The organism is Acidovorax facilis (assembly GCF_050626955.1).
Taxonomy (GTDB): Bacteria; Pseudomonadota; Gammaproteobacteria; order Burkholderiales; family Burkholderiaceae_C; genus Acidovorax; species Acidovorax facilis.
The window spans coordinates 922,773-945,759 of sequence record NZ_CP192460.1; the positions used below are offsets into that span (position 1 = coordinate 922,773).

The window sequence follows — 22,987 nt, forward strand, 5'->3', positions numbered from 1 at the left end:
TTGTGGAATGCCTTCACTGCGTGCGTTGCAGGTGGGTCTCGCGCTGAAACAGCTCGGCCGCCCAGTCCACAAACGCACGCACCTTGGCGCTCAGGTGGCGGTTGGGTGGATACACCACGTACACAGGCAGTGGCGGCTGGGTCCACTCAGGCATCAGCCGCACCAGGGCGCCATTTTGCAGGTGTTGTTGCGCCTGGTAGCTGGTGATCTGCCCGATACCCAGCCCCGCCAGCACGGACGTCACATAGGCATTGGCTTCATTCACGCTCAACTGGTAGGGACCCGTGATGTCGATGGATTCGGAGCCCTTGACGAACTCCAGCGGGTAGTGCCGGCCGCTTTGCGGAGAAAAATAGATCACGCTGGCGTGTTTTTCCTCGATCTCCAGCGGATGGGTGGGCGTGCCCTTGCGCGCCAGATAGTCGGGCGATGCCACCGTGATGAACTCCAGGTTGCCCACCCGCCGCGCCACCAGCGACTGGTCGCTGAGCTCGCCACCGCGAATCACGCAGTCCACGTTATCTCCGATCAGGTCCACGATGCGGTCGCTCACCCCCAGGTCCACCTGGATGTCCGGGTACCGTGCATGAAACTCTGCCAGGTTCGGAATGATGAGCAGCTGTGCCACCGACGTGCCGACATCGATGCGCAGGCGACCGCGCGGATTGGCGCGTGCATTGGTCATGCTGGCCTCAATGTCATCCAGGTCGGTCAGCAGCCGGACGGTGCGGTCGTAGTAGGCGGCGCCGTCGGGCGTCACTGTCACGCGCCGCGTGGTGCGGTTGAGCAGCTTTACGCGCAGGCGCTCCTCCAGCGCCTGCACATGCTTGGTCACGGTGGCTTTGGGCAGCGATAGCGAATCCGCTGCCCGGGTAAACGTGCCGGCCTCCACCACCCGCACGAATATGCGCATGGCCTGTATTTGGTCCATGGCTTCTCCTTGAATCTGGAACGTCAGCACCCACCAGTGGGTGCTGCGGAATTCTCACACGGGCACTGCCATTTGATTGTTGAGCTTTTGGAAACAGTGCGGTGGTGTTTGACCTGTTTATCTGAAAGGCCCGAGCCACTACATTTCATCCATCGTCAATCCAATGGGTACATGCCATGCAGCCCGACCAGCCGTCCTCGCTATCTTCCACATTGCCACCCGTTGCCAAACCCACCGAAGGGGGCAAGGCCGCCTCCGTGTGCTCCGACTCCACTATTGAAGTGACCAAGGGGCAGGATGTGGCCGTGCGCATGTATGGGCGCAAGAAGACGGGCCAGGCGTCGCCGGTGGTGGTGCATTTTCATGGAGGCGCATTTACCTCGGGGGGGCTGGACAACGGCTGCACCGTGGCCTCGCTGCTGGAAGGTGTGGGGGCCGTTGTGGTGTCGGTGGCGTACCCGCTCACCCCGTTCCCGCAGCCGGTGGACACGGGCTATGACGTGCTCAAGTGGGTGCACCGCAACCGCACCAAGCTCGGCGGGCAAGGTGCACTGGTCTACCTGGCGGGTGAAGAAGCGGGCGGCAATCTGGCTGCGGCTGTGGGGCTGATGGCGCGCGACCAGTCGCACCCGCCGCTGGCCGGGCAGATCCTGCTCTCGCCCATGCTGGACCCGTGTGTGGGCACAGCCTCGCTGCGCGAAGCCACGGGCAATGCCACTGGCTGCAAATGGGCCGAAGGCTGGCGCAATTTTCTGCGTTGCCCGCGCGATGCCGAGCACCCCTATGCAGTGCCTGCCGCAGCACACCGTCTGGCCGGCTTGCCGCCTACGCTGGTGCTGGTGGGCGACACCGACCCCATGCACGATGAGGCACTGGCCTATGCCGCCCGGCTGGAGGCGGCGGGCCTGCAGGTGACCCGCCATGTTTTCTCGAAAACGGCGCAGTGGCCCGATGCCTTGCTGCAAACCGGCCCCCACGAATGCCCTTGCGCAACCGGTGCGCAGGAACAGTTCCGCCTGTTCTTTGAAGCCACCCGATGTCCGGTGCCTTCCTGAGACCCTGAACCCGGCAAGGCTGTCTCCAGAAAGTCATTGACCTCAACTTTGGTTGAGGTTTGATACTGCGGCCTTACCGCCAACCACCTGGTTATCAACGCTGATTTTTCCGGCCCACACGTGCCGGAGGGAGAAGCTTTGCCCACGTATTTCTGCACGCCGAGCCCATCAGGGCGCAGACGGCGGGCAGGTGCCATTGATGTCAACGATACATACGGAGGAAATCACACCATGAACAACCCGTTGGGCGACTTGCCTGTCTGCAGCCACGGCTGTCACAACACACAGTGTTGCCGCGTCTTCTGACGTCGGTTCTCAGTGTCCCGTCGGTGTGCTGCCGGGGCCTTGACTTTGCCACGGTGTCATTGCCGAGACTGCCCATCTGCCCACGGTTGTGACACCTTTTTTGACTCTTGTCGGCACAACGCCACCTACCGGGGCGCGGCAGAAAACCTCCACCGGCTCGCTCCACAAGGGCGGCCTTAACGATTGAAACGACCATGAACTCCAATCCTCTCTCCAAGAGCCGCCCGCTGGGACTGGCCACCCTTGCCACTGCTGTGACGGCCACCGTGGCCGCCATCATCCTTGTGTTCCAGGCGCCCGCCGCCCAGGCCGATGGCACCCCTGCTGCGCCCCCGGCCATGCCGGTGTCGGTGGCGGCCGTGCTCCAAAGAGACATCGCCCTGTGGGACGAGTTCTCCGGCCGCCTCGAAGCCGTGCAGCGCGTGGACGTGCGCCCGCGCGTCTCGGGCGCCGTGCAGGCCGTGCACTTCCGCGAAGGCTCGCTGGTCAAGCAGGGCGAGCTGCTCGTGACGGTGGACCCCGCCCCTTACGCCGCCGAAGTGGACCGCGCCGAAGCCCAGGTGGTGGCTGCACAGGCACGCGTGTCGTACACCCGCAGCGAACTGGAGCGCGCCACGCGCCTGCTCGAAGAAAAAGCCATCGCCCAGCGCGAGCACGATGAGCGCCTGAACGCCCAGCGCGAAGCCGATGCCAACCTGCGCGCCGCCCAGGCTGCGCTGCAGACCGCGAAGCTGAACCTGGGCTACACCCAGGTGCGCGCCCCGGTGGCGGGCCGTGTGGGCCGCATCGAAGTCACCGTGGGCAACCTGGTGGCGGCCGGTCCGGGCGCTCCCGTGCTGACCACGCTGGTTTCCGTGAGCCCCATCTACGCGAGCTTCGACACCGATGAGCAGATCGTGGTGAAGGCCCTGGCCGACCTGCAAAGCGGCCAGCGCGGCAACAGCGCCCGCCAGCTCATCGAGCGCATTCCTGTGCAGATGGGCACCGGCACTGCGGGCGGCACGCCGCACGCCGGTCGCCTGCAGCTCATCGACAACCAGGTCGATGCCAAGAGCGGCACCGTGCGCGTGCGCGCCGTGTTCGACAACGAAGACGGCTCGCTCATCCCCGGCCAGTTTGCCCGCGTCCGCATGGGCCAGGCCCGCAACACGCAGGCGCTGCTCATCAACGAACGTGCGGTGGGCACCGACCAGAACAAGAAGTTCGTGATGGTGGTGGGCGAGGGCAACAAGGCCGAGTACCGCGAGGTCACCCTGGGCGCGCCGATTGACGGTTTGCGCGTGGTCACCTCGGGCCTGAAGGCGGGCGAGAACATCGTCGTCAACGGCCTGCAGCGCGTGCGCCCCGGCGCCGTGGTGGCGCCACAGCCTGTGCCCATGACCGCCAAGGCCGAGATTGCGGGTGATCGCAAGGAAGCCAAGAACGCCGCCAAGTCGCCAGCCGCCTGAGCGCGCTGGACACCAGGAATTTGCATCCATGAACCTGTCCCGTTTTTTCATCGACCGCCCCATCTTTGCCGGGGTGCTGTCGGTGCTCATCTTCCTCGGGGGGCTGATCGCATTGCGCGGTCTGCCCATCTCCGAATACCCTGAAGTCGCGCCGCCGTCCGTGGTGGTGCGCGCCCAGTACCCGGGCGCCAACCCCAAGGTGATCGCCGAGACCGTGGCCACGCCGCTGGAGGAATCCATCAACGGCGTGGAAGGCATGCTCTACATGGGCAGCCAGGCCACCACCGACGGCGTGATGACGCTGACCGTGACCTTTGCCCTGGGCACTGATCCCGACAAGGCCCAGCAGCTGGTGCAAAACCGCGTCTCGCAGGCCGAGCCGCGCCTGCCCGAGGAAGTGCGCCGCCTGGGCGTCACCACTGTGAAGAGCGCGCCGGACCTGACCATGGTGGTCCATCTGGTCTCGCCCAACAACCGCTACGACATCGACTACCTGCGCAACTACGCGGTGCTCAATGTGAAGGACCGCCTCGCCCGCATCGGCGGCGTGGGCCAGGTGCAGATCTTCGGCGGCGGCGACTACTCCATGCGTGTCTGGCTCGACCCGCAAAAGGTCGCGCAGCGCGGCCTGTCGGCCAGCGACGTGGTGACCGCCATCCGCGGCCAGAACGTGCAGGCCGCTGCCGGGGTGGTGGGCGCATCGCCCGGACTGCCCGGCGTGGACCTGCAGCTGTCCATCAACGCGCAGGGCCGTCTGCAGACCGAAGAAGAGTTCGGCGACATCATCGTCAAGACCGGTGCCGACGGCGCGGTGACGCGCCTGCGCGACATCGCCCGCCTGGAGCTGGGCGCGGCCGACTACTCGCTGCGTTCGCTGCTCAACAACGACCCGGCCGTGGGCATGGGCGTGTTCCAGGCGCCGGGCTCCAACGCGCTCGACATCTCGTCGAACGTGCGCGCCACCATGGACGAGATCCAGAAGAACATGCCCGAAGGTGTGGAGTACCGCATTGCGTACGACCCCACGCAGTTCGTGCGTGCCTCGATCAAGTCCGTGATCCACACGCTGCTCGAAGCCATCGCCCTCGTGGTGCTGGTGGTGATCCTGTTCCTGCAGACCTGGCGCGCGTCCATCATCCCGCTGCTGGCTGTGCCGGTGTCGGTGGTGGGTACGTTTGCGGTGCTGCACCTGCTGGGCTTCTCGATCAATGCCTTGAGCCTGTTCGGCCTGGTGCTGGCCATCGGCATTGTGGTGGACGATGCCATCGTGGTGGTGGAGAACGTGGAGCGCAACATCGAGGCGGGATTGACCCCGCGCGAGGCCACCTACCGCGCCATGCGTGAAGTGTCCGGCCCCATCATCGCGATTGCGCTGGTGCTGGTGGCAGTGTTCGTGCCGCTGGCCTTCATCAGTGGCCTCACAGGCCAGTTCTACAAGCAGTTCGCGGTGACCATCGCGATCTCCACGGTGATCTCGGCGATCAACTCGCTGACGCTGTCGCCCGCCCTGTCAGCACTGCTGCTCAAGGGCCACAACGAGCCCAAGGACGCGCTCACGCGCGGTATGGACAAAGTCTTCGGCGGCCTGTTCCGGGGCTTCAACCGCCTGTTCCACCGTGGCTCCGAGGCGTACAGCGGCGGTGTCAAACGCGTCATCGGCCGCAAGGCGCTGATGTTTGTGATCTATCTCGCGCTGGTGGGTGCCACCATGGGTCTGTTCAAGATCGTGCCCGGCGGCTTTGTGCCCGCGCAGGACAAGCAGTACCTCATCGGCTTTGCCCAGCTGCCTGACGGCGCCACGCTGGACCGCACCGAGAACGTGATCCGCCGCATGGGCGAGATCATGAAGGAGAACCCGAACGTCGAAGACGCGATCGCCTTCCCGGGTCTGTCGATCAATGGGTTCACCAACAGCTCCAACGCCGGCATCGTGTTCGCCACGCTCAAGCCCTTTGCCGAGCGCACCCGCGCCGACCAGAGCGGCGGCGCGGTGGCAGGCCAGCTGAACCAGGCCTTTGGCAGCATCCAGGACGCGTTCATCGCCATGTTCCCGCCACCCCCGGTGGCGGGCCTGGGCACCACGGGCGGCTTCAAGCTGCAGATCGAAGACCGTGCCTCGCTGGGCTACGAAGCCATGGACGGCGCCGTGAAGGCCTTCATGGCCAAGGCCTACCAGACGCCCGAGCTGACCGGCATCTTCAGTAGCTGGCAGGTCAATGTGCCGCAGCTGTACGCCAACATCGACCGCACCAAGGCACGCCAGCTCGGTGTGCCGGTAACGGACATCTTTGACACGCTGCAGATCTACCTGGGCAGCCTCTACGCCAACGACTTCAACCAGTTTGGCCGCACCTACAGCGTGCGCGTGCAGGCCGATGCGGCCTACCGTGCGCGGGCGGAAGACGTGGGCCTGCTCAAGGTGCGTTCCAGCACCGGCGAGATGGTGCCGCTGTCGGCGCTGATGAAGATGGAGCCGAGCTTCGGCCCCGAGCGTGCCATGCGCTACAACGGCTACTTGGCTGCCGATGTGAACGGCGGCCCTGCGCCCGGTTATTCATCGGGCCAGGCCCAGGCAGCCATCGAGCGCATCGCCAAGGAGACGCTGCCCCAGGGCATCACGTTCGAGTGGACCGAGCTGACCTACCAGGAAATTCTGGCCGGCAACTCTGCCGTGCTGGTGTTCCCACTGGCCATCCTGCTGGTGTTCCTGGTGTTGGCCGCGCAGTACGAAAGCCTCACGCTGCCCATCGCCATCATCCTGATCGTGCCCATGGGCATCCTGGCGGCCATGACCGGGGTGTGGCTGAGCAACGGCGACAACAACGTGTTCACGCAGATCGGGCTCATCGTGCTGGTGGGGCTATCGGCCAAGAACGCGATCCTGATCGTGGAGTTTGCGCGCGAGCTGGAGTTTGCCGGGCGCACGCCCGTGCAGGCCGCCATCGAGGCCAGCCGCCTGCGACTGCGCCCCATCCTGATGACCTCGCTGGCCTTCGTCATGGGTGTCCTGCCCCTGGTGCTGTCCACCGGTGCCGGCGCCGAGATGCGCAGCGCCATGGGTGTGGCGGTGTTCTCCGGAATGATCGGGGTGACGGCCTTTGGCCTGTTCCTCACGCCCGTGTTCTACGTGCTGCTGCGCAAGCTGGCTGGCAACCGCCCGCTGGTGGAGCATGGCGCACATGTGGCGCCTATCTCGCACACCCCGGGCAGCGGCGGCATTGCCCACCCGGTGCTGGCAGCGCCGCGCAAGGAGCACGAATGATGCTTTTGAAAACGGTGACAAGAAAAATCTTTGTGGCCCTCGCCACGTGCTCCGCACTGCCGAATGCAGCGGGCGTAACGACTGGGGCAGGAGAACAACCATGACCGATTTGCTTTTGAAGAAAAACTCCACCGAGGGTGCTGCCTTTGCCGTGCGCAAGCGCAGCCTGCTGGCGCCCCTGGCCGCCGCCCTGGTGCTGGCCGGTTGCATGACCCAGCCCGTGGCCCCCGCGCCGCATGCGGGTGTGCCCGTGCCCATCAGTTTCACGGCAGGTGGCGACGCACTGCCCGCGGCGCCCTGGACAGTCGCTGCCCCCGCCGAAGCGCAGCCGCGCGGCGAGTGGTGGCTCGGCTTTCAAGACCCGGTGCTGGCCGATCTGGTGCAGCGCGCGGGCCAGGCCAACACCAGCATCCAGCAGGCCGCCGCGCGGCTGGCCGAAGCGCGCACGCTGCTGCGTTCTGCCGACGCCGCGCGCTCGGTGCAAGTGGGCGCCTCGGCGGGCGTTGCACGCCAGGCCGGTGCCAACAGCACGGGCAGCGTGGTGCCATCCACGCTGGGCACGGCGGGGCTCAATGCTTCGTACGAGCTGGACCTGTTCGGCCGCCTCTCGCAAACCAGCGACGCCGCACGCCTCGACGCCGACACGCGCGAGGCCTTGCTCCAGAGCACGCGCCTCATGGTGCAGGCCGATGTGGCGCAAACCTACCTGCAACTGCGCGCCGTGCAGGCCGAGCAGGTGCTGGTGCAAGAGAGTCTGGCCGCTTACCAGGACACCCTGCGCCTGACACAGCGCCGCCTGCAAGCCGGCGATGTGGCCGAGCTGGACGTGGCCCGTGTACAGACCGAGGTGGCGGCCACCGAGTCCGATGCCCTGGGCTTGCAGCGCCAGCAGGCCTTGCTGACCAACGCGCTGGCTGTGCTGGCCGGCGAGGTGGCCAGCGGCTTTGTGCTGCCGCCCGCAACGGGCGATGCCGCGTTGCCGGTGATTCCGCCGGGCGTGCCCGGCACGGTGCTGGCGCGCCGGCCCGATGTGTCGGCCGCGCAAACTGCCGTGCTGGCCGCGCAGGCACGCGTGGGCGTGGCGCAGAAGGCGTGGTTCCCGGCCGTCACGCTCACCGGCAATGCGGGGCATGCGTCGCCAGAGCTGGGTGACCTGTTCAAGTGGTCGGCCCGTGCTTGGGGCGTGAGTGCGCTGCTGTCGCTGCCGATCTTTGACGGCGGCCAGCGCGATGCACAGATCGAGGGCGCCAAGGCCCGCCTGGAGGCTGCGCTGGCGGACCACCGGGGGCAGGTCCTCAACGCGTTTCGTGATGTGGAGGATCAGCTGACCTCGCTGCGTCTGTTATCCGGCCAGGCCGAGGCGCAAGGGCGTGCGGTGACTGCGGCGCGGCGGGCCACGCAGTTGTCGGATGTGCGGTATCGCAATGGCTTGGTGAGTCAGCTGGAGTTGCTGGACGCGCGGCGCAGCGAATTGCGCAATCGGCGGCAGGAGTTGCAGGTGCGGACGGCGCAGTATGTGGCGACGGTGGGGTTGATTCGGGCGCTTGGAGGCGGGTGGGGGGATCAGCCTGCTGTGAAGGTGGCGCAGGTGTCGCAGTAGTTTTTTTTGAGTGATTTTGGCTGCTGGCGCTTATCTATCAAGCGGAGGTGGCTATTATTTTTGTAGCTACTGGGGTTGACTTGGGCCGTTCGGTCTGAGCTTGTCGAAGCTGGGGCGTGCTGGTTTGAAAAGCATGCTGGGGTTGAGGGCGGAGGCCGGGTTGTCGCCCCGGCGGGCGACTCACTTTTCTTTGCTTCGCCAAAGAAAAGTAAGCAAAAGAGAGGCGACCCCCAGTCTGCGACCCCTGCGCTTCGCTACGGGGCAAACCTGCGTCGGGGCGGTTGCGGGGTGCGCCGTGGAACTCGCTTTGCTGCTGCGCAGCGCCGCTCGGACAACCACGGCGAGTCAGTTCACGAAGCATGGGCGCTTCGACGCCCATGCCACCCCGCAACCGCCCCGCCGCAGGCGCAGCCAGCAGGGGTGGGGCAGCAGAACATCCGAACAGCCAAACTGCCCTTCGGGCCATCGCTGCGCTCGGCCCTGCCGCCGCAGCGCGTGGCGCTTGCGCCCGCGAGATGGGGCCGAGCGAAGCAATGGCCCGTGTGGAAGTCCGCTCCCCCGGGTTCCCTTCTGGATGCGCCGGGGCGCGCAGGGCGCGGGGTGGCATGCGCGTCGGAGCGCGCATGCTTCGTGAACTGACTCACCGCAGTTGTCCGAGCGGAGCGCCGCAGGCGCGCAGCGAGTTCTGCAGTGCACCCCGTGACCGAGCACCCCAGGTTGCCCCGCAGCGCAGCGAAGGGGTCGCAGACAGCAGGGTCGCCCTTTCTTTGGTTCCTTTCTTTCGGCGACGCGAAAGAAAGGGACTCGCCCGCCGGGGCGACATCCCGGCCTCTGCCCTCAACCCAAGCACGCCGCCCAAACTAGAGAACGAGCTTCCACCGGCTCCGACAAGCTCAGCGCGAACGGGAAGGAGAGCCCCAATAACTATAAAAACAATAGCTGCTAGCGCTTATTCCAAAAGCGCCAGCAGCCAAAATCGTTCAAAAATCCCTTTCCATCACCCCTTCAACCACCCCCTCAACCTCCCCACCCCTTCCCCCAACCTCCCCACATCCCGGCTCGCAAAACACCACCGCAACCACCCCGACGCCTCCCCCCCAAACGCACTGCCCGGCGCCAACCCCAACCCCGCCTCCCGCACCAGCCGCTTGGCCAGCGTCAGGCAGTCGTCGTAACCGTCGATGTGGAAGAACGCATACATGCCCCCACGCGGCGTGGCCACCGACACTCCCGGCACCTCGGCCAGCAGCGGCACCAGCGTGTCGCGGCAGTTGCGTAGATGGTTCACCAGCGCGGGCGTTACCTCCTCCGTGCGCTGCAGCGCCACTGTGGCCCCGCGCTGCACAAACACCGGTGCGCACGAGGTGTTGAACTCGATCAGCTTGCCGACGGCATGCGTCAGCGACGGCGGCAGCACCAGCCAGCCCAGGCGCCAGCCGGTCATCAGAAAACTCTTGGAAAAGCTGTGCGTCACGATCAGCCGGTCCTCGGGCTCGGCCACGTCCAGAAAACTGGGGGCCGCGCCATTGGCCGTGTCGCCCGCGTAGTACAGCCGCTCGTACACCTCGTCTGCCAGGATCCACGTGCCCGTGTGGCGGCAGTGCGCCAGGATGGTGGCTTGCTCCTCGCGCGTCAGCGTCCAGCCCGTGGGGTTGTTGGGGGCGTTGACGACCAGCAGGCGCGTGCCGGGCGTGATGGCGGCCAGCAGCGCGTCCATGTCCAGCTGCCACGCGCCCTGTGCGTCGGCCACCAGCGGCACGGTGCGTACCTGTGCGCCCAGAATGCGCGGCTGCGCCACCAGGTTGGGCCACACGGGGGTAACCAGCACCACCTCGTCGCCCGCGTCCACCAGCGCCTGCACGGCCACCATCAGGCCGTTCACGCCGCCGGATGTCACTGCGATGCGGTCAAACCACGCATCGGTATGCTGCTGCGGGTGCAGGCCGTGCATGTAGCCCGCAATCGCGTGGCGCAGTTCGGGCAGGCCCAGGTTGTGGGCGTAAAAGGTCTCGCCCTTTTGCAGCGACGCAATGGCCGCGTCGCGGATGAAATCGGGCGTCACCTCGTCGCTCTCGCCGAACCAGAACTTCAGCACATCGCCGCGCCCCAGGCCTTCGTTGGCCACTTCGCGGATGCGCGACTCCTCGAGGCTTTGGACTACTTCTCGCATGCAATCTCCTTGAAATACACAGCCATCATCGCAGGCGTATAGTCGTTTTTTCGATTTTTTCACCACCTTGGCTGACCAACCAACGCTCATGACCTATCCCAACACCCAGCTCTTCATCGCAGGCCAGTGGCAAGACGCCGCTGAAGGCAAGACCCTTGCCGTGTTCAACCCCGCCACGGGCAAGGAAATTGGCCGTGTGGCCCACGCCACCAAGGTCGACCTGGACCGCGCGCTGGACGCCGCACAAAAGGGTTTTGAAGCCTGGCGCGACATGCCTGCCGCCGAGCGCGCCAAGACCATGCGCCGCGCTGCGGCCCTGATGCGCGAGCGTGCTGAGGCCATCGCGGCGATCATGGTGCAAGAGCAAGGCAAGCCCCTGGCGGAGGCCAAGGTCGAGACCATGGCGTCTGCCGACATCATCGAATGGTTTGCCGACGAGTCGCTGCGCGTGTATGGCCGCATCGTGCCCTCGCGCAACCTCAAGGCCACGCAGATGGTGCTGAAGGACCCTGTGGGCCCCGTGGCGGCCTTCACGCCCTGGAACTTCCCCATCAACCAGGTGGTGCGCAAGCTGGCCGCCGCGCTGGGCGCCGGTTGCTCCATTCTGGTCAAGGCACCCGAAGAAACCCCCGCCAGCCCCGCCGAACTGATCCGCGCGTTTGCCGATGCCGGCGTGCCCGCAGGCACCGTGGGCCTGGTTTATGGCGACCCCGCTGAAATCTCCAGCTACCTCATCCCGCACCCCATCATCCGCAAGGTTACCTTCACCGGCTCCACGCCCGTGGGCAAGCAACTGGCCGCGCTGGCCGGCAAGCACATGAAGCGCGTGACGATGGAACTGGGCGGCCACGCCCCGGTCATCGTGGCCGAAGACGCCGACCTCGAACTCGCCATCAAGATCGGCAGCGGGGCCAAGTTCCGCAACGCAGGCCAGGTCTGCATCTCGCCCACGCGCTATCTGGTGCACGAAAGCATCCGTGCCGACTTCGTGGCTGCCTTCGCCAAGTACGCGCAGGGCCTGAAGGTGGGCGATGGCCTCACGGCCGGCACGCAGATGGGCCCGCTGGCCAACCCGCGCCGCATCACCGCCATGGCCGACCTGATGGCCGACGCCGTGCAGCAGGGCGCCACGCTGGTGACCGGCGGTGAGCGCATCGGCACCGAAGGCAACTTCTTCCAGCCCACGGTGCTGAACGACGTGCCCCTGTCGGCCCGCATCGTGAATGAAGAGCCCTTCGGCCCCGTGGCCGCGATTCGCGGGTTTGAAAAGATTGAAGACGCCATTGCCGAAGCCAACCGCCTGCCGTTTGGCCTGGCCGGTTATGCGTTCACTTCGTCGCTGAAAAACGCGCACCTGCTGGCGCAGCGCCTGGAAGTGGGCATGTTGTGGATCAACCAGGCTGCTGCACCGGCAGCCGAGCTGCCGTTTGGCGGCCTGAAGGATTCGGGCTATGGCTCGGAAGGCGGCCCCGAGGCCATCGAGGCGCACCTGAACACGCGCCTGGTCTCGATCATGAACGTGTAGGGACGAAACGCCGAAGACCTGGCGCGGCTGGGCTGTCGCGCGCAGCCCGGCTGCGGGTGCAGCCCAGTCAAAGCCTGCGGGCGATCTTTCAGGAGCCTTTCTGCGAGATCGTCCGCAGGCTTTTGTTTTTGCGCGTTGGAACCAGTCTGACAAGCAGTGCCAAGGCAGCCGCGAAGAAATCGATTGACGCAGTCTGTGAAATACATATCATGATATATATCCAAGGAAAAAACATGATCGAAGACGTCGTCAAGGAACTCGGATTCCTCACGCTCGGCACCCGCTTCAAGCGTATTGGCGAGGCGCTGCAGGCGCAAACGCAGGCACTGCTGACCCAGCACGGCATCGACATGCCTGCAGCGCACTTCCCGTTGTTGGCGGCGCTGGACTGGCATGGTGCGCTGGGCGTGGGCGAGCTGAGCCAGGCCGTCGGCGTCAGCCAGCCGGTGGTCACGCGCTCCTTGAAAGGGCTGGAAGACAGCGGGCTGGTGCAGTCGGAGGCGGTGGAGGGTGACCGGCGTGTGCGCCGCGTGGCGCTCAGCTCGCAAGGCCAGGCACTTGTGCAGCGGGCGCAACGCGATGTCTGGCCCGTGCTGGAAGCCTCCGTAGCCCAGGTGTGTGCGTCGCTTGAAGGCCCCTTGCTGGACCAGTTGGAGGCGCTGGAGGCGGGGCTCGCGCGCACCTCGCTGCTGCAGCGCTCGGCTGTCACCATCGCCGCAGAGCACGCCACAGGCCGTCGCAAGAAAACTCCCCGTGCCCCAGGAAAGGAAACAGCACGATGACCACCACCAACCCCTTCGACCGGCCCGTCTGGGCATCGCTGACCTCCACTCCCGGCCTGGCAGAAGGTGGCGACCTGGCCAAGCGCTACCGGCGGGACGTCAACCTGTTTGCTTCGGCCCGGGATGACGCCGATGACGCCAGCCTTGCCGCGCTGGCCGGTCTGATGGCCGAGGGGGAATCGGTCTTCGTGCTGCAAGCGCAGCCCATGCCGGTGCCCAAGGGGCTGCAGGCCCTTCGCCGCGCCGAGGGCGTGCAGATGGTGGCCGGGCGGGCTATCGCAGCCGAGCCCGGCGCGGAGGCCGTCGTCGTGCTGGGTGATGCCGATGCTGCCGCCATGCTGGCCCTGGCGCAGTTGACCGAACCCGGTCCGTTCCTTGCGCGCACCCACACCATGGGCCGCTTTGTGGGCATCCGGTCCGAAGGTGTGCTGGTGGCCATGGCGGGTGAACGCATGCGTTTTGAAGGCGGCACCGAAGTGAGCGGCGTGTGTGTCCACCCCGAGTTTCGAGGGCGCGGTTATGCCCGCCGGCTTTCATCCGTAGTGGCCCACGCCATTCAACAGCGGGGGGACCAGCCCTTTTTGCATGCCTGGACCACGAATGAAGCCGCCATTGCCTTGTACGAAAGCTTGGGGTTTGAAATCCGCACGGAGGTGCAGGTGGCTGTCTTGGGAAAATAAGGCAGTAGACCGGCTGAGGACACGCCATCCCAGACCGCCGCATTTTATGCTGACCATCTCAAGGGGTTAAGCGGACTTGGGATAATGAAATTCTGAAGAGTGAAAATAAAATGCACCGAACCATTGATATTTTTTGCGGGATCAATTGAGTTAAGCAAAAATTAATCTGGCATGGCTAGCATGGAACCATCATTCCATTGGAGGCCTGTCGATGAACCATGCTGTGAGAAACGTCGCTGCGAGTGCGGTGGGAGCCTTGGCCTTGGCGGTGTCCGCGCTGGCGGCGGAGGCCGACAAGCCGCCCGTCCAGTCGGCGGGGCCATCCAGTTTCAGCCGCGAGCGCACTGAAGATGTGTGTACGCGGGAGCCGCGGAGCCAGTGGTTGCCTGAGGCGGAAATGCGCCTGCTGGCGGAGTTTCGTGGCTACAAAATCGCCACGTTCAAAATCGCCAATGGCAGTTGCTACGAAATATACGGATTCAAGAGTGGCAATATGGTTGAGGCCTATTTCGATCCTGTCACGTCGAAACTCGTGCGGCAGAATATTGCCAAATAAAACCGCTGCAAAAAGGCCGGATGCTGTAGCGTAAAAAAACCCCGCACTCCGAAGAAGTGCGGGGGTAAATAGCTGTATGTCTGCCCTCCCACCAGTTAGGGCAGCAGCGGGATCAGGTCATCAGAAGTTGTGGCGCACACCCATCGCGAAGGAGCTGAAGTCGTTGCCCGCAGTGGCCACGCCGTAGCTGGCGTTGTGGTTGTTGTTGATGCGGGTGTAGTACGTGTAGATCTTGGTGCGCTTGCTCAGGTTGTAGTTGTAGCCCACGGTGTACTGGGTGGCGGCGCTGTCGGCCACGTTGGAGTACTTGCCGGCACGGCCCACGTTCAGGTGGAATTCCGACACGCCCATGATGTAGGCACCCGACAGGCGCACGTTGGTGCGGTTGCCGCCGTTGGCGAAGAACACGTTCTTGTCGCGCTGCACGTAGGCGCCCACCACGAAGGGGCCGGTCGAGTACGAAGCACGCACCGCGAACTGATTCTGGTCGTCCAGCTTGGAGTAACCGGCGCCCAGGCCCAGCTTGCCGATCTCGTAGTTGGCAGCCAGGTCGAGGCTGTTCTTGCCGCCGGTGCCGCTGGCTTGCTCATGCATGGCCCAGCCGGCTTCGAACGTGGCGCCGCCCAGGCTGGGGGCGCGATAGGCGATCTTGTTTGCGTCGCGGGCAGGGTAGGCGTACAGCGCATCCGACGACGAACCGGTGTCGTGGTTGTGGTTGCTGATGAAGTCAGCGGTGGCGTAGTAGGACTCCGAAGTGAAGTTGCCCAGACGCAGCATGCCGAAGCCACCGGCAAGGTTCACTTCGCTCTGGCGGCCGAAGAAGGTGGAGCTTGTGGCGCCAGTGCTGGAGTCAAAGCCGCTTTCCAGCTGGAAGCCTGCCATCAAACCGCCGCCCAGGTCTTCCTGGCCCTTGAAGCCGAAGCGGGAGGAGTTGTTGAACAGGCCGGTCTTGGACACATTGCCTTCTTTTTGGTGCTCGAACGTGGTGTTGACCCGGCCGTACAGGGTGACGCTGCTCTGTGCAAAGGCAGCAGACGTACCCACCAGGGCCAGCGCGGCGAGGGCGCAGCGGTTAATCGTTTTCATTAGCAAGGTTTCCTTAAATCAAATTTTGTTTGATGACAAATAATCACCGGCCAAAAACGCACAGGGGTGATGCTTTCGGGCCGTCGCTACAAGCAAGTTTGATGCCTGTGGTGATGTGATCGTTGCTCTTTGCAACGGAGGGGGATGCTAATGGCCTATTTGTATGTCCGCCACAGGGGTAAACACCTTTTACCCGTGGGGGTGTTGGTGCTGTGCAACAAAGTGGAACATTTTTCCTGCAGCGCCCCGGCTGGGCTCTCGGGCGCTTCGTCGATGCCGATGGTGCAGGCCCGTCCGGGCGAGCACCGATGCGGCGCACGAGGCTCTTCTGTGGCCGCACGCCCTACACGCGGCGTGTGGGTGGTGTAAGCCTGATCGCGTGCAGTTCCGACGATCAAGTATTCACAGGCTTCAGAGACTTCGGGGCCAATCAAATGCTCGGATGGATATGGCGCCCATCAGGAGCGATATTTCTGAGGCGGTTAGATAATCGCTTCTACCAAGGCGCGGGCCATGGCGGGTGCTGTTGAGTATTTGCCGGTGTCGACGGATATATAGTTTCCGAGTCTTTGAATGCCATATTCCGAACGGGAGTGCAGTGTGGAATCTCGGTCCGAAAGCACACCTTGCCCGACAGCAAAGACCCATCCGCCTTGAATGGTGGAGCGCTCCGCTTGCTCGCGAATTTGTGCTACCCACGGTAACAAGGATTGGAGATGGTCGAAAATGGAGTTTGGCAAGTTCTCCAAGTTCTGGGCAGTCAAATGAGGCTCTGGTGGTGAAATATCGGAGCTGTCCACGCGCAAGCCATCGGAATACCAGGAGAGATAGAAATCCCGCCCATTGTAATTTTTGATGTCTCCGAAGGGGCCGGTGGCAATGACCACGCAAGGCGTATGAACCGGTTCTTTGGTGCGCAAGAACAGGGATTGGCGGTATCTGTGTGACCAAACTCCCGTGGGCTCCAGCCCAGCAGTCCGGTCTATGGCCAATCGGCCTTGCCACAGCGAGTTGATGACGTAGTCGAATGGTCCAAAGATGCCTTCGGAAGTTTCAATTTCCCACTTGCCGTCGATTCCATCTTTTGCGGGGCGCACCGCCGTGATGCGGGTTTTCATAAACTGCTGGATCGATGCTTCTACGTCCATCGCAGGTATGAATCGTTCAGCCACCCAATTGGTGTCAACGGATCTCTCAGGAGTCCGAAAGCCCGCAACAATATCTGTCGATGAGGTCAATCCAGCCAGTTCAGAAGTGCTCAGCGGGTGAACCCGACTGCCAGACGCATCTGCCAGGTATTGCGCCGCATCTGGGTGATTGCGTACACGCTCGACGACCTTCTCCATGTACGTCTTCATTTCTGCTGCAGATGTCACGGATTTGCGGTGACACAGGTACAGATCATCTTCGGAAGTGATCGCTGGAGCGAGGGATGTGCCGACCAATTCCTCGATCAAGGGGCGAAATTTGAGCCCACCGGGAATGACACGGTCCGCCGTGCTCAGGGACGGATCTGCGCTGTAGAGGCAGCCTAAGTGGATTTTCCCTTCATTCCATCGGCTCGCTGCGCTGAATGGTTGCTCTGCCATATCGAAGACAGATACTTCGATTCCTTTGCGGGCCAGAAATATCGCAGTCGAACAGCCCATGATTCCGGCGCCAAGGATGGCAATTCGGGGAGTCTTTCGCATTTATATCAGTTCCAGGTGGATATATATGACTCTGGATCATACGGTTCGCTGGCCAATACCAATAGTACGGAATTCGAGACGAGGTAAGTCTGGCGGCACCACACGCCTGCGCCCAAAAGGAGGCCTGGCCCCGCTGGGGTGAGCGCAGTAGTGGCTTCTTCGTACCCCTTTCTAAGCAAAAGGTCGATTTTCCCTTGCAGGCAAACGAGCAGTTGTTCCCCACTGCGGTGGCCATGCTCCCCCCGGATGGAGCCGGCGGGGACGCCTGTTACGGTGAATACGCGGCGTGGCATGAACGGAAGGCGGTCGAAGTCGAGCGGTAGCAGGTCGCCACGCTCGTCTGAATGAATGGGGAGATCAACCAGGCGAGCTCGCCCTCCAAACCAGCTCGAACAGGAAGCCGGGTCGGTGGTATTTATCACTTGCCCTCGCCGAGTCGATCAGGATTATTGTGGTAGAGCCATCTTGCCAAGGGACTGGCAAGCGTGAGCTTTTGCTCAGTGGTAAGGCCGGATATCCAGATTTCGCGCATTATGGCCGCGTAAACTTCATAGATCTGGTGCTTGGAAAACTGCCAGCTTCTCGATAAGCTTCCAGGCTTGTAATACTTGTAGCACAGGGTTTTGGGAACCCGTGCGAATTCTCCCAAAAGGCTCATATGGAACAGCCATGGCCAGTCTGCCGAAAATTCTCCCGCATGGTGGGTTTTGAGGCCGTTGATTTGCCGAGCTTGACCGAGGCGAAATAACCCTCGGTTGGGCACCCACCATTTATTTTTTCCACTCATCATGAGAACACCCCGCTGAACCGGGTCACGAACGCCTTCAAGTTCGGTGAATACCCAGTGTTCTTCCGTTCCGTTGGTGTTTGTCAGGTGAACGTCTGAATAACTCATGACGACCTCTGGCCGTGCGTCAAGCACTTCTGCCAGCAGCGTGATGTAGTCAGGGTTCAGGATGTCATCATGAAATGCAAAAAGTACGTAATCAGCTTCGGCCTGATTGAGCAAAAAGTTGCAGTTGCCCACATACCCTAGCCGCTGCGATTGGCGGATTACTCGGAAACGAGCATCTTTCTGAGCATGGGCGATGCAAATCTCATAGGTCGAATCATTGCACTCATCGACAGAGACGATGACTTCCAGGTGTGGGTAAGTCTGGGCTGAGAGAGAGTCGAGGGTTGCTTGAATGAACGCCGAAGACTGCCACGCCGGAACCAGCGCGGCCACTTTGGAGGGCTTTGAATGGGGTTGCATGGGTTGGGTGAAGTGAACGCCAACGCCCAGTGTAGTGGGACTGAACAGGTGGGCGGTGCGGTAACCCGCCCACCTCCACTTCACGCCTGCTGCGTGCGTGAATGCCGAGGCAGAGTGGGGGCTAAGTTGGGGCACCCCACGGCGTACCCCCAGTGCGCTTGGGGTGCCCCTTCCAGTCGTTAGAACCGGTACGTCGAAGTCAGCGTGTACGTCCGCGCCTGCCCATAGAAACAATCCCCTCGCGCCAAGCACTGCGTGATGTGCACTTTGTCCGCTAGGTTCACCACGTTGAAGGCCACGCGCCAGTCGCCTGCGTCGTAGGCCACCATGGCATCGGCCAGCGTGGCGGCCGGGGTGCTGATGGCGCTGGTGCCGCTCCACTGCGAGCCGGTGTAGCGCACGCCAGCGCCCACCGTCCAGCCGCCACGGCCTTCGCTGGCGAAGCGGTGGCTCAACCAGGCGGATGCGGTGTGGCGCGGGGTGCTGGCAACGGGCTGGCCCTGGTCGCCGGTGTTGCTGCGGCTGATCTTGGCGTCGGTAAAGGCGTAGCCGACCGTGAAGTCCCAGTTGCGCGCCAGGCTGGCCTGCACTTCGGCCTCAAAACCTTTGACCTTGACCTCGCCGATCTGAAGGCTGTTGAGCGGGTTGCCCGGGTCGGTGGTCTTGCGGTTCTTTTCGCGCAGCTGGTAGACGGCGGCGAAGGCGTTGATGCCCTGGCCAGGCGGCTGCCATTTCACACCGGCCTCCCACTGCTCGCCGCGCTGGGGCTTGAAGGGGGTGCCGTAGGCATTGGCGCCGCCCAGCGGCTGGAAGGACTCGGAGTAGCCCGCATACGGTGCCCACCCGCCATCCATCTGGTAGGTGACGCCCGTGCGTTTGCTCCAGGCCTTGTCGTCGGCGGCAGCGGCGGGGCGGCCTTCGGTGTCGCTCTTGGCGTTGTCGTGGCGCAGGCCCAGTGTGGCGGTAAAGCGGCCCCACTTGATCTGGTCCTGGGCATAGAAGCCCAGCTGGCGCTGCTCGACGCTGGGCACGCGTGCCAGGGCCGATGCCGATGGCGCCGTGAAGTTGCCGTACACGGGGTTGTACACATCGATGGCCGGTGCCACGGCGCGCCAGCTTTGCTGGCCCCAATGGTTGCGCTGCACATCGAGGCCACCCAGCACGGTGTGCTCGGTTTCACCCCAGCGCAGCTTGCCTTCGACCTGCGTATCTACCAGCAGCATGCGCGCGTTGCCCAGCGTCCACGAGGCGTCGCGCAGCACGGTGCGGTTGTCGGCGTTGAACACGGGGCGCGCGGGGCGGCCCAGTGCGGCATTGGCGGCAAAGCTGGTGTACAGCGTGCGGTAGTCCACGTCGCTCACACTGCGGCGCAGGTTCTGGCGCACAGTCCAGGCGCTGTCGATCTGGTGGCTGAACAGGTAGCCCCAGGAGGTGCTTTCGGAGTTGTAGCGGTCCCAGCCGGGTTCGCTGATGAAGGTGTTGGTCGGGATCTGCCCGTAGCGGTTGGGCAGCTGCGTGCCCTGCCAGGGGAAGAAGCCGATGAGCGAACCGCTCTTGTCCTTCTGGTGCGCGAGCTGCAGCGTGAGCGAGGTGGCGGCGCTGGGCTTCCAGGTGACGGTGGGGGCGATCACTAAGCGGTCGTCGCGCACATGGTCCACCTGCGTGTCGCTGTCGCGGCCCACGGCCACCAGGCGGTAGAGCCATTCGCCATCCTGCGTGAGCTTGCCGGTCATGTCGGCGGCGAGCTGCTTGCGTGCGTTGCTGCCCAGCTGCACTTGCACTTCGCGCTGCGTTTCGGCTTGCGGGCGCTTGCTGGTGAGGTTGAGCACACCGCCCACGCTGCCCTGGCCATACAGCACCGACGAGGGGCCGCGCAGGAACTCGACACGCTCCAGCGTGTAGGGGTCGGGCCGCGTGTCGTTCCAGTAGCCGATGAAGCGCACCATGCCATCGAGGTACTGCGTCACGTCGCCGCCGCGCGCCTTGAAGGTGTCCTGGCGGCTGTCGAAATAGTTGGACACAGCACCCGCCGTGTACGCCGTGACTTGGCGCAGCGTCTGCACACCCTGCGCTTCCATCTGGTCGCGCGTGATCACGCTGATGGCCTGGGGTGTTTCGATGAGGGGCGTGTCGGTTTTGGTGGCGCTCAGCGCACGCTTGGCCACAAAGCCGGTGACCGGCGCGGTGGGGCTTTCCTGCTCGGCGCCCGCACTCACGGTGACGGGGGCCAGGGCTTTCTCTGCAGCGGGCGCCGCGGGTGCGGTGGGGACCGTGGGTGTGGCCTGCTGCGCATGGGCCGCGCCGCACAGGGCAAGCAGGGCCGCGTGTGCGATGGCGGTGCGGCAAACGGTGATGCCAGATTGCATGGTGCTGTTTCTCCGATGGTTGAAAAAAAAAGGGGCAGGCCCGAAGGCCAGGCACGGTGCGTGGAGTGCCTGGAACGCTTGGCTTTCGGGGCTGGCGATGGGACAGGCGCAGCCTTGGCGCCGGTCTTCAGAACGTGTAGTCCAGCGACACCTGCAGGCTGCGCGGCGTGCCCGGCACGACGGCGCCAAAACCGGCGGCGGTGGTGGTGCCGTCCAGGTAGTAGCGGCGGTTGGCGGCGTTTTTCAGGTTGGCCTGCAGCCGCACGCCACCCGCAAATTGGTACCCCACGGCCAGGTCCACCACGGTGTAGCCGGGCAGGCGCCACTTGTTGTCGCTGGCGATGAACTTGTCGCCCTGGTGCACCAGGCCACCACCCACCCACAGGCCGGGCAGCTGGGGCAGGCGGTACTGTGTCCACAGCGATGCGTTGCGGCGCGTGGCCAGCGCAACGCGGTTGCCCACATTGGCACCGGCCGTGGTGTCGGCCAGCACCTTGGGGTCGTGGATGCTGGCGTTGGCCGTCACCGTCCAGGCGGGCGTGATGCGGCCCTGCAGCTCCAGCTCGATGCCCTTGATGCGCTGGCGCGCGGTGAGCACCGAGTAGCCGGGGTGCGCCGGGTCGGTGGCGGGGGCGTTGGTCAGCTCCAGGTCAAAGGCAGAGACGGTGGTCATCAGACGCTGGTTCAGCCATTCCTGCTTCCAGCCCACCTCCAGCTGCTTGCCCTCCGAGGGCGGGGCCGACTGCGCACCCCATACCAGCGTGCCCGAGTTGGCCTGGAACGAGCGCGCATGGCTCGCGTAGAGCATGCTGCCCGGGCGGGGCTCCCAGCTGATCGCCGCGCTCGGCTGTGTCTTGCTCACGTCGGTGACGGGTGTGGTGTAGGCGTCTTTGAAGCGGTCGTGGCGCAGGCCCAGCAGCAGGCCGAAATCGCCCAGCACCATGCGGTCTTGCACAAACACGCCGGTGTTGCGGGCGTCGGAGGAGAGCTTGCCCACGCCCGTGGAGGCCACGGGTGGCACCAGGCCTGCAACCGGGTTGTAGAGATCGATGGCGCCCAGGTTGCCTGTGGTGCGCGCGCCATAGAAGCCCGCAATGGCGCGCCAGTCCAGGCCTGCCAGCACCGTGTGCTTGACCGCGCCGGTCTGCAGCTGCGCGCGCAGTTCGGCCAGAGCCGTGTCCGACGTGTATTTTTGCCCCGGCGCCATCCAGTAGCCGCGCGCCACGCGGCCGTTGGTCACCGGGCCCATGGGCGACACGATGTTCACGTTGCGAAAGGTCTCGTTGCGCGACAGGTGCACGCGGCCTTCCAGCTGGTCCGAAAAGCGGTGCTGCAGCTCGGTGGAATAAAAGCGCAGATGGCCATCGGTTTTCAACCACGGCTCGCCGTAGAACGCGCCCACCGGCAGCACGTCCGCGCTGCGTGGATTCTTGGGGTCGGGCACGGCCAAACCGGAGGTCGAAGTGCCGTTGATGCTTTGGGTCTCGGCCTGCGCGCGCCAGACGGTGTCGGGCGTGACCTGCCACTCCAGGCTGCCCGCCACGCCCTGTTTGCGCGGGGTGTTGCCGTCCACAAAACTGCCGCCCCGGCTGGCGCCGCCGTCCAGGCGGTAGCGAAGCGTGCCGTCGGTGTTGAGCGGGCCGGTCAGGTCAAATTCGGCACTGCGCCAGCCATGGCTGCCTGCGCCGATCTTCACGGTGCGCAGGGGCTCGGCCTGGGGCCGCTTGCTCACGTAGTTGATCAGGCCGCCGGGCGCGACCTGGCCAAACTCCAGCGCGGCCGGGCCCTTGATGACTTCCACCCGCTCGATGTTGAACAGCGGTGGGTCCAGCAGGTGGATGAACTTGGCGCCGTCGCGAAGGAAGTTGTAGGTGTTGTTGGCCCACAGCCCTCGGATGGAGAACTGCGAGTACGAGCCGTAGTACTCGCTGCGCGACGACACGCCCGAGGCATTGCGCAGCACATCGCGCTCGGTGGTGGCCATCTGCTGCTCCAGAAGCGCGTTGTCGATCACGCTGACCGAGCGCGGCGTCTCCAGCACCGACAGGCCCAGACGCGAGCTGCTTTGCGCGCGCCGTGCGGGCGTGGCGGCTTCGCCTGCTGTGGAGTCGATGACATCGACCTGGCGCAAGGAGGGGGCGGCTGCTGGAGCGTCGGAGGGTATAGGTGCGGGTGCTGTGCTGTTCTGCGCGAACGCGGTGCCGCACACAGCCAGCAGTGCGGCGTGCGCCACCGCGGTGCGCAAGAGATTGGGGTGAATCATGGCGCTATCGA

16 protein-coding genes are annotated in these 22,987 nt (G+C 64.3%); 8 read left to right on the forward strand and 8 right to left on the reverse strand.

What is annotated here, in order from left to right; all coding sequences use genetic code 11:
• Positions 1 to 13: 13 nt before the first annotated feature.
• Positions 14 to 931, reverse strand: a complete 918-nt coding sequence (locus tag ACQ4MJ_RS04200) for a LysR family transcriptional regulator (protein WP_055400927.1) — start codon at positions 929 to 931, stop codon at positions 14 to 16.
• A 176-nt stretch (positions 932 to 1,107) separates the two neighbouring features.
• On the opposite strand from ACQ4MJ_RS04200, the gene ACQ4MJ_RS04205 reads away from it, so the two are divergent.
• The 4 genes from ACQ4MJ_RS04205 to ACQ4MJ_RS04220 all read left to right on the forward strand — a co-directional run bounded on the left by ACQ4MJ_RS04205 (position 1,108) and on the right by ACQ4MJ_RS04220 (position 8,602).
• Positions 1,108 to 1,986 carry an alpha/beta hydrolase gene (locus ACQ4MJ_RS04205; RefSeq protein ID WP_176886528.1) on the forward strand — a complete coding sequence of 293 codons (879 nt, stop codon included), beginning with the start codon at positions 1,108 to 1,110 and terminating at the stop codon, positions 1,984 to 1,986.
• 500 nt (positions 1,987 to 2,486) lie between these two features.
• Positions 2,487 to 3,740 carry an efflux RND transporter periplasmic adaptor subunit gene (locus ACQ4MJ_RS04210; RefSeq protein ID WP_055400929.1) on the forward strand — a complete coding sequence of 418 codons (1,254 nt, stop codon included), beginning with the start codon at positions 2,487 to 2,489 and terminating at the stop codon, positions 3,738 to 3,740.
• A gap of 28 nt (positions 3,741 to 3,768) precedes the next feature.
• Positions 3,769 to 7,002, forward strand: coding sequence for an efflux RND transporter permease subunit (locus ACQ4MJ_RS04215; RefSeq protein ID WP_431149836.1), 3,234 nt, complete (start codon positions 3,769 to 3,771; stop codon positions 7,000 to 7,002).
• 100 nt (positions 7,003 to 7,102) lie between these two features.
• Entirely contained in the window at positions 7,103 to 8,602 is a 1,500-nt protein-coding gene (locus ACQ4MJ_RS04220; protein WP_431149835.1) for an efflux transporter outer membrane subunit, read from the forward strand.
• Between the two features lie 997 nt (positions 8,603 to 9,599).
• Here ACQ4MJ_RS04220 and ACQ4MJ_RS04225 read toward each other — a convergent pair.
• A complete protein-coding gene (locus ACQ4MJ_RS04225; protein ID WP_431149832.1) occupies positions 9,600 to 10,772 on the reverse strand; it encodes a pyridoxal phosphate-dependent aminotransferase in 1,173 nt (390 codons plus the stop codon).
• An 88-nt stretch (positions 10,773 to 10,860) separates the two neighbouring features.
• Between ACQ4MJ_RS04225 and ACQ4MJ_RS04230 the strand changes: the two genes are divergently transcribed.
• The 4 genes from ACQ4MJ_RS04230 to ACQ4MJ_RS04245 all read left to right on the forward strand — a co-directional run bounded on the left by ACQ4MJ_RS04230 (position 10,861) and on the right by ACQ4MJ_RS04245 (position 14,315).
• Positions 10,861 to 12,297, forward strand: coding sequence for an NAD-dependent succinate-semialdehyde dehydrogenase (locus tag ACQ4MJ_RS04230; RefSeq protein ID WP_431149830.1), 1,437 nt, complete (start codon positions 10,861 to 10,863; stop codon positions 12,295 to 12,297).
• A 233-nt stretch (positions 12,298 to 12,530) separates the two neighbouring features.
• The gene (locus ACQ4MJ_RS04235; RefSeq protein WP_431149829.1) at positions 12,531 to 13,079 is read left to right on the forward strand and encodes a MarR family winged helix-turn-helix transcriptional regulator; all 549 of its coding nucleotides are present in this window, start codon (positions 12,531 to 12,533) and stop codon (positions 13,077 to 13,079) included.
• Entirely contained in the window at positions 13,076 to 13,759 is a 684-nt protein-coding gene (locus ACQ4MJ_RS04240; RefSeq protein ID WP_431149827.1) for a GNAT family N-acetyltransferase, read from the forward strand. Before ACQ4MJ_RS04235 ends, ACQ4MJ_RS04240 begins: the two co-directional genes overlap by 4 nt.
• Positions 13,760 to 13,970: 211 nt before the next feature.
• Complete coding sequence (locus ACQ4MJ_RS04245; protein ID WP_055399544.1) at positions 13,971 to 14,315, forward strand: PepSY domain-containing protein; 345 nt, start codon at positions 13,971 to 13,973, stop codon at positions 14,313 to 14,315.
• A 120-nt stretch (positions 14,316 to 14,435) separates the two neighbouring features.
• Here ACQ4MJ_RS04245 and ACQ4MJ_RS04250 read toward each other — a convergent pair whose 3' ends face one another.
• The 6 genes from ACQ4MJ_RS04250 to ACQ4MJ_RS04275 all read right to left on the reverse strand — a co-directional run bounded on the left by ACQ4MJ_RS04250 (position 14,436) and on the right by ACQ4MJ_RS04275 (position 22,976).
• Positions 14,436 to 15,401, reverse strand: a complete 966-nt coding sequence (locus tag ACQ4MJ_RS04250; RefSeq protein ID WP_055399553.1) for a porin — start codon at positions 15,399 to 15,401, stop codon at positions 14,436 to 14,438.
• A 482-nt stretch (positions 15,402 to 15,883) separates the two neighbouring features.
• Entirely contained in the window at positions 15,884 to 17,092 is a 1,209-nt protein-coding gene (locus ACQ4MJ_RS04255; RefSeq protein ID WP_431149826.1) for an NAD(P)/FAD-dependent oxidoreductase, read from the reverse strand.
• Between the two features lie 5 nt (positions 17,093 to 17,097).
• The gene (locus ACQ4MJ_RS04260) at positions 17,098 to 17,514 is read right to left on the reverse strand and encodes a sugar 3,4-ketoisomerase (RefSeq protein WP_431149824.1); all 417 of its coding nucleotides are present in this window, start codon (positions 17,512 to 17,514) and stop codon (positions 17,098 to 17,100) included.
• On the reverse strand, positions 17,511 to 18,347 hold the full coding sequence (locus ACQ4MJ_RS04265; protein WP_176886518.1) for a glycosyltransferase family 2 protein: 837 nt from the start codon (positions 18,345 to 18,347) through the stop codon (positions 17,511 to 17,513). Before ACQ4MJ_RS04265 ends, ACQ4MJ_RS04260 begins: the two co-directional genes overlap by 4 nt.
• Positions 18,348 to 18,526: 179 nt before the next feature.
• Positions 18,527 to 20,713 (reverse strand): TonB-dependent siderophore receptor, encoded by a 2,187-nt coding sequence (locus ACQ4MJ_RS04270; protein ID WP_431149822.1) that lies wholly within the window; start codon positions 20,711 to 20,713, stop codon positions 18,527 to 18,529.
• Between the two features lie 127 nt (positions 20,714 to 20,840).
• The gene (locus ACQ4MJ_RS04275; RefSeq protein WP_431149820.1) at positions 20,841 to 22,976 is read right to left on the reverse strand and encodes a TonB-dependent siderophore receptor; all 2,136 of its coding nucleotides are present in this window, start codon (positions 22,974 to 22,976) and stop codon (positions 20,841 to 20,843) included.
• Between the last annotated feature and the right edge of the window lie 11 nt (positions 22,977 to 22,987).

Bases quoted from the DNA above. Each gene is read 5' to 3' on its own strand.
- ACQ4MJ_RS04200 (WP_055400927.1), bottom strand. From the start codon at position 931: ATGGACCAAATACAGGCCATGCGCATATTCGTGCGGGTGGTGGAGGCC.
- ACQ4MJ_RS04205 (WP_176886528.1), top strand. From the start codon at position 1,108: ATGCAGCCCGACCAGCCGTCCTCGCTATCTTCCACATTGCCACCCGTT.
- ACQ4MJ_RS04210 (WP_055400929.1), top strand. From the start codon at position 2,487: ATGAACTCCAATCCTCTCTCCAAGAGCCGCCCGCTGGGACTGGCCACC.
- ACQ4MJ_RS04215 (WP_431149836.1), top strand. From the start codon at position 3,769: ATGAACCTGTCCCGTTTTTTCATCGACCGCCCCATCTTTGCCGGGGTG.
- ACQ4MJ_RS04220 (WP_431149835.1), top strand. From the start codon at position 7,103: ATGACCGATTTGCTTTTGAAGAAAAACTCCACCGAGGGTGCTGCCTTT.
- ACQ4MJ_RS04225 (WP_431149832.1), bottom strand. From the start codon at position 10,772: ATGCGAGAAGTAGTCCAAAGCCTCGAGGAGTCGCGCATCCGCGAAGTG.
- ACQ4MJ_RS04230 (WP_431149830.1), top strand. From the start codon at position 10,861: ATGACCTATCCCAACACCCAGCTCTTCATCGCAGGCCAGTGGCAAGAC.
- ACQ4MJ_RS04235 (WP_431149829.1), top strand. From the start codon at position 12,531: ATGATCGAAGACGTCGTCAAGGAACTCGGATTCCTCACGCTCGGCACC.
- ACQ4MJ_RS04240 (WP_431149827.1), top strand. From the start codon at position 13,076: ATGACCACCACCAACCCCTTCGACCGGCCCGTCTGGGCATCGCTGACC.
- ACQ4MJ_RS04245 (WP_055399544.1), top strand. From the start codon at position 13,971: ATGAACCATGCTGTGAGAAACGTCGCTGCGAGTGCGGTGGGAGCCTTG.
- ACQ4MJ_RS04250 (WP_055399553.1), bottom strand. From the start codon at position 15,401: ATGAAAACGATTAACCGCTGCGCCCTCGCCGCGCTGGCCCTGGTGGGT.
- ACQ4MJ_RS04255 (WP_431149826.1), bottom strand. From the start codon at position 17,092: ATGCGAAAGACTCCCCGAATTGCCATCCTTGGCGCCGGAATCATGGGC.
- ACQ4MJ_RS04265 (WP_176886518.1), bottom strand. From the start codon at position 18,347: ATGCAACCCCATTCAAAGCCCTCCAAAGTGGCCGCGCTGGTTCCGGCG.
- ACQ4MJ_RS04270 (WP_431149822.1), bottom strand. From the start codon at position 20,713: ATGCAATCTGGCATCACCGTTTGCCGCACCGCCATCGCACACGCGGCC.
- ACQ4MJ_RS04275 (WP_431149820.1), bottom strand. From the start codon at position 22,976: ATGATTCACCCCAATCTCTTGCGCACCGCGGTGGCGCACGCCGCACTG.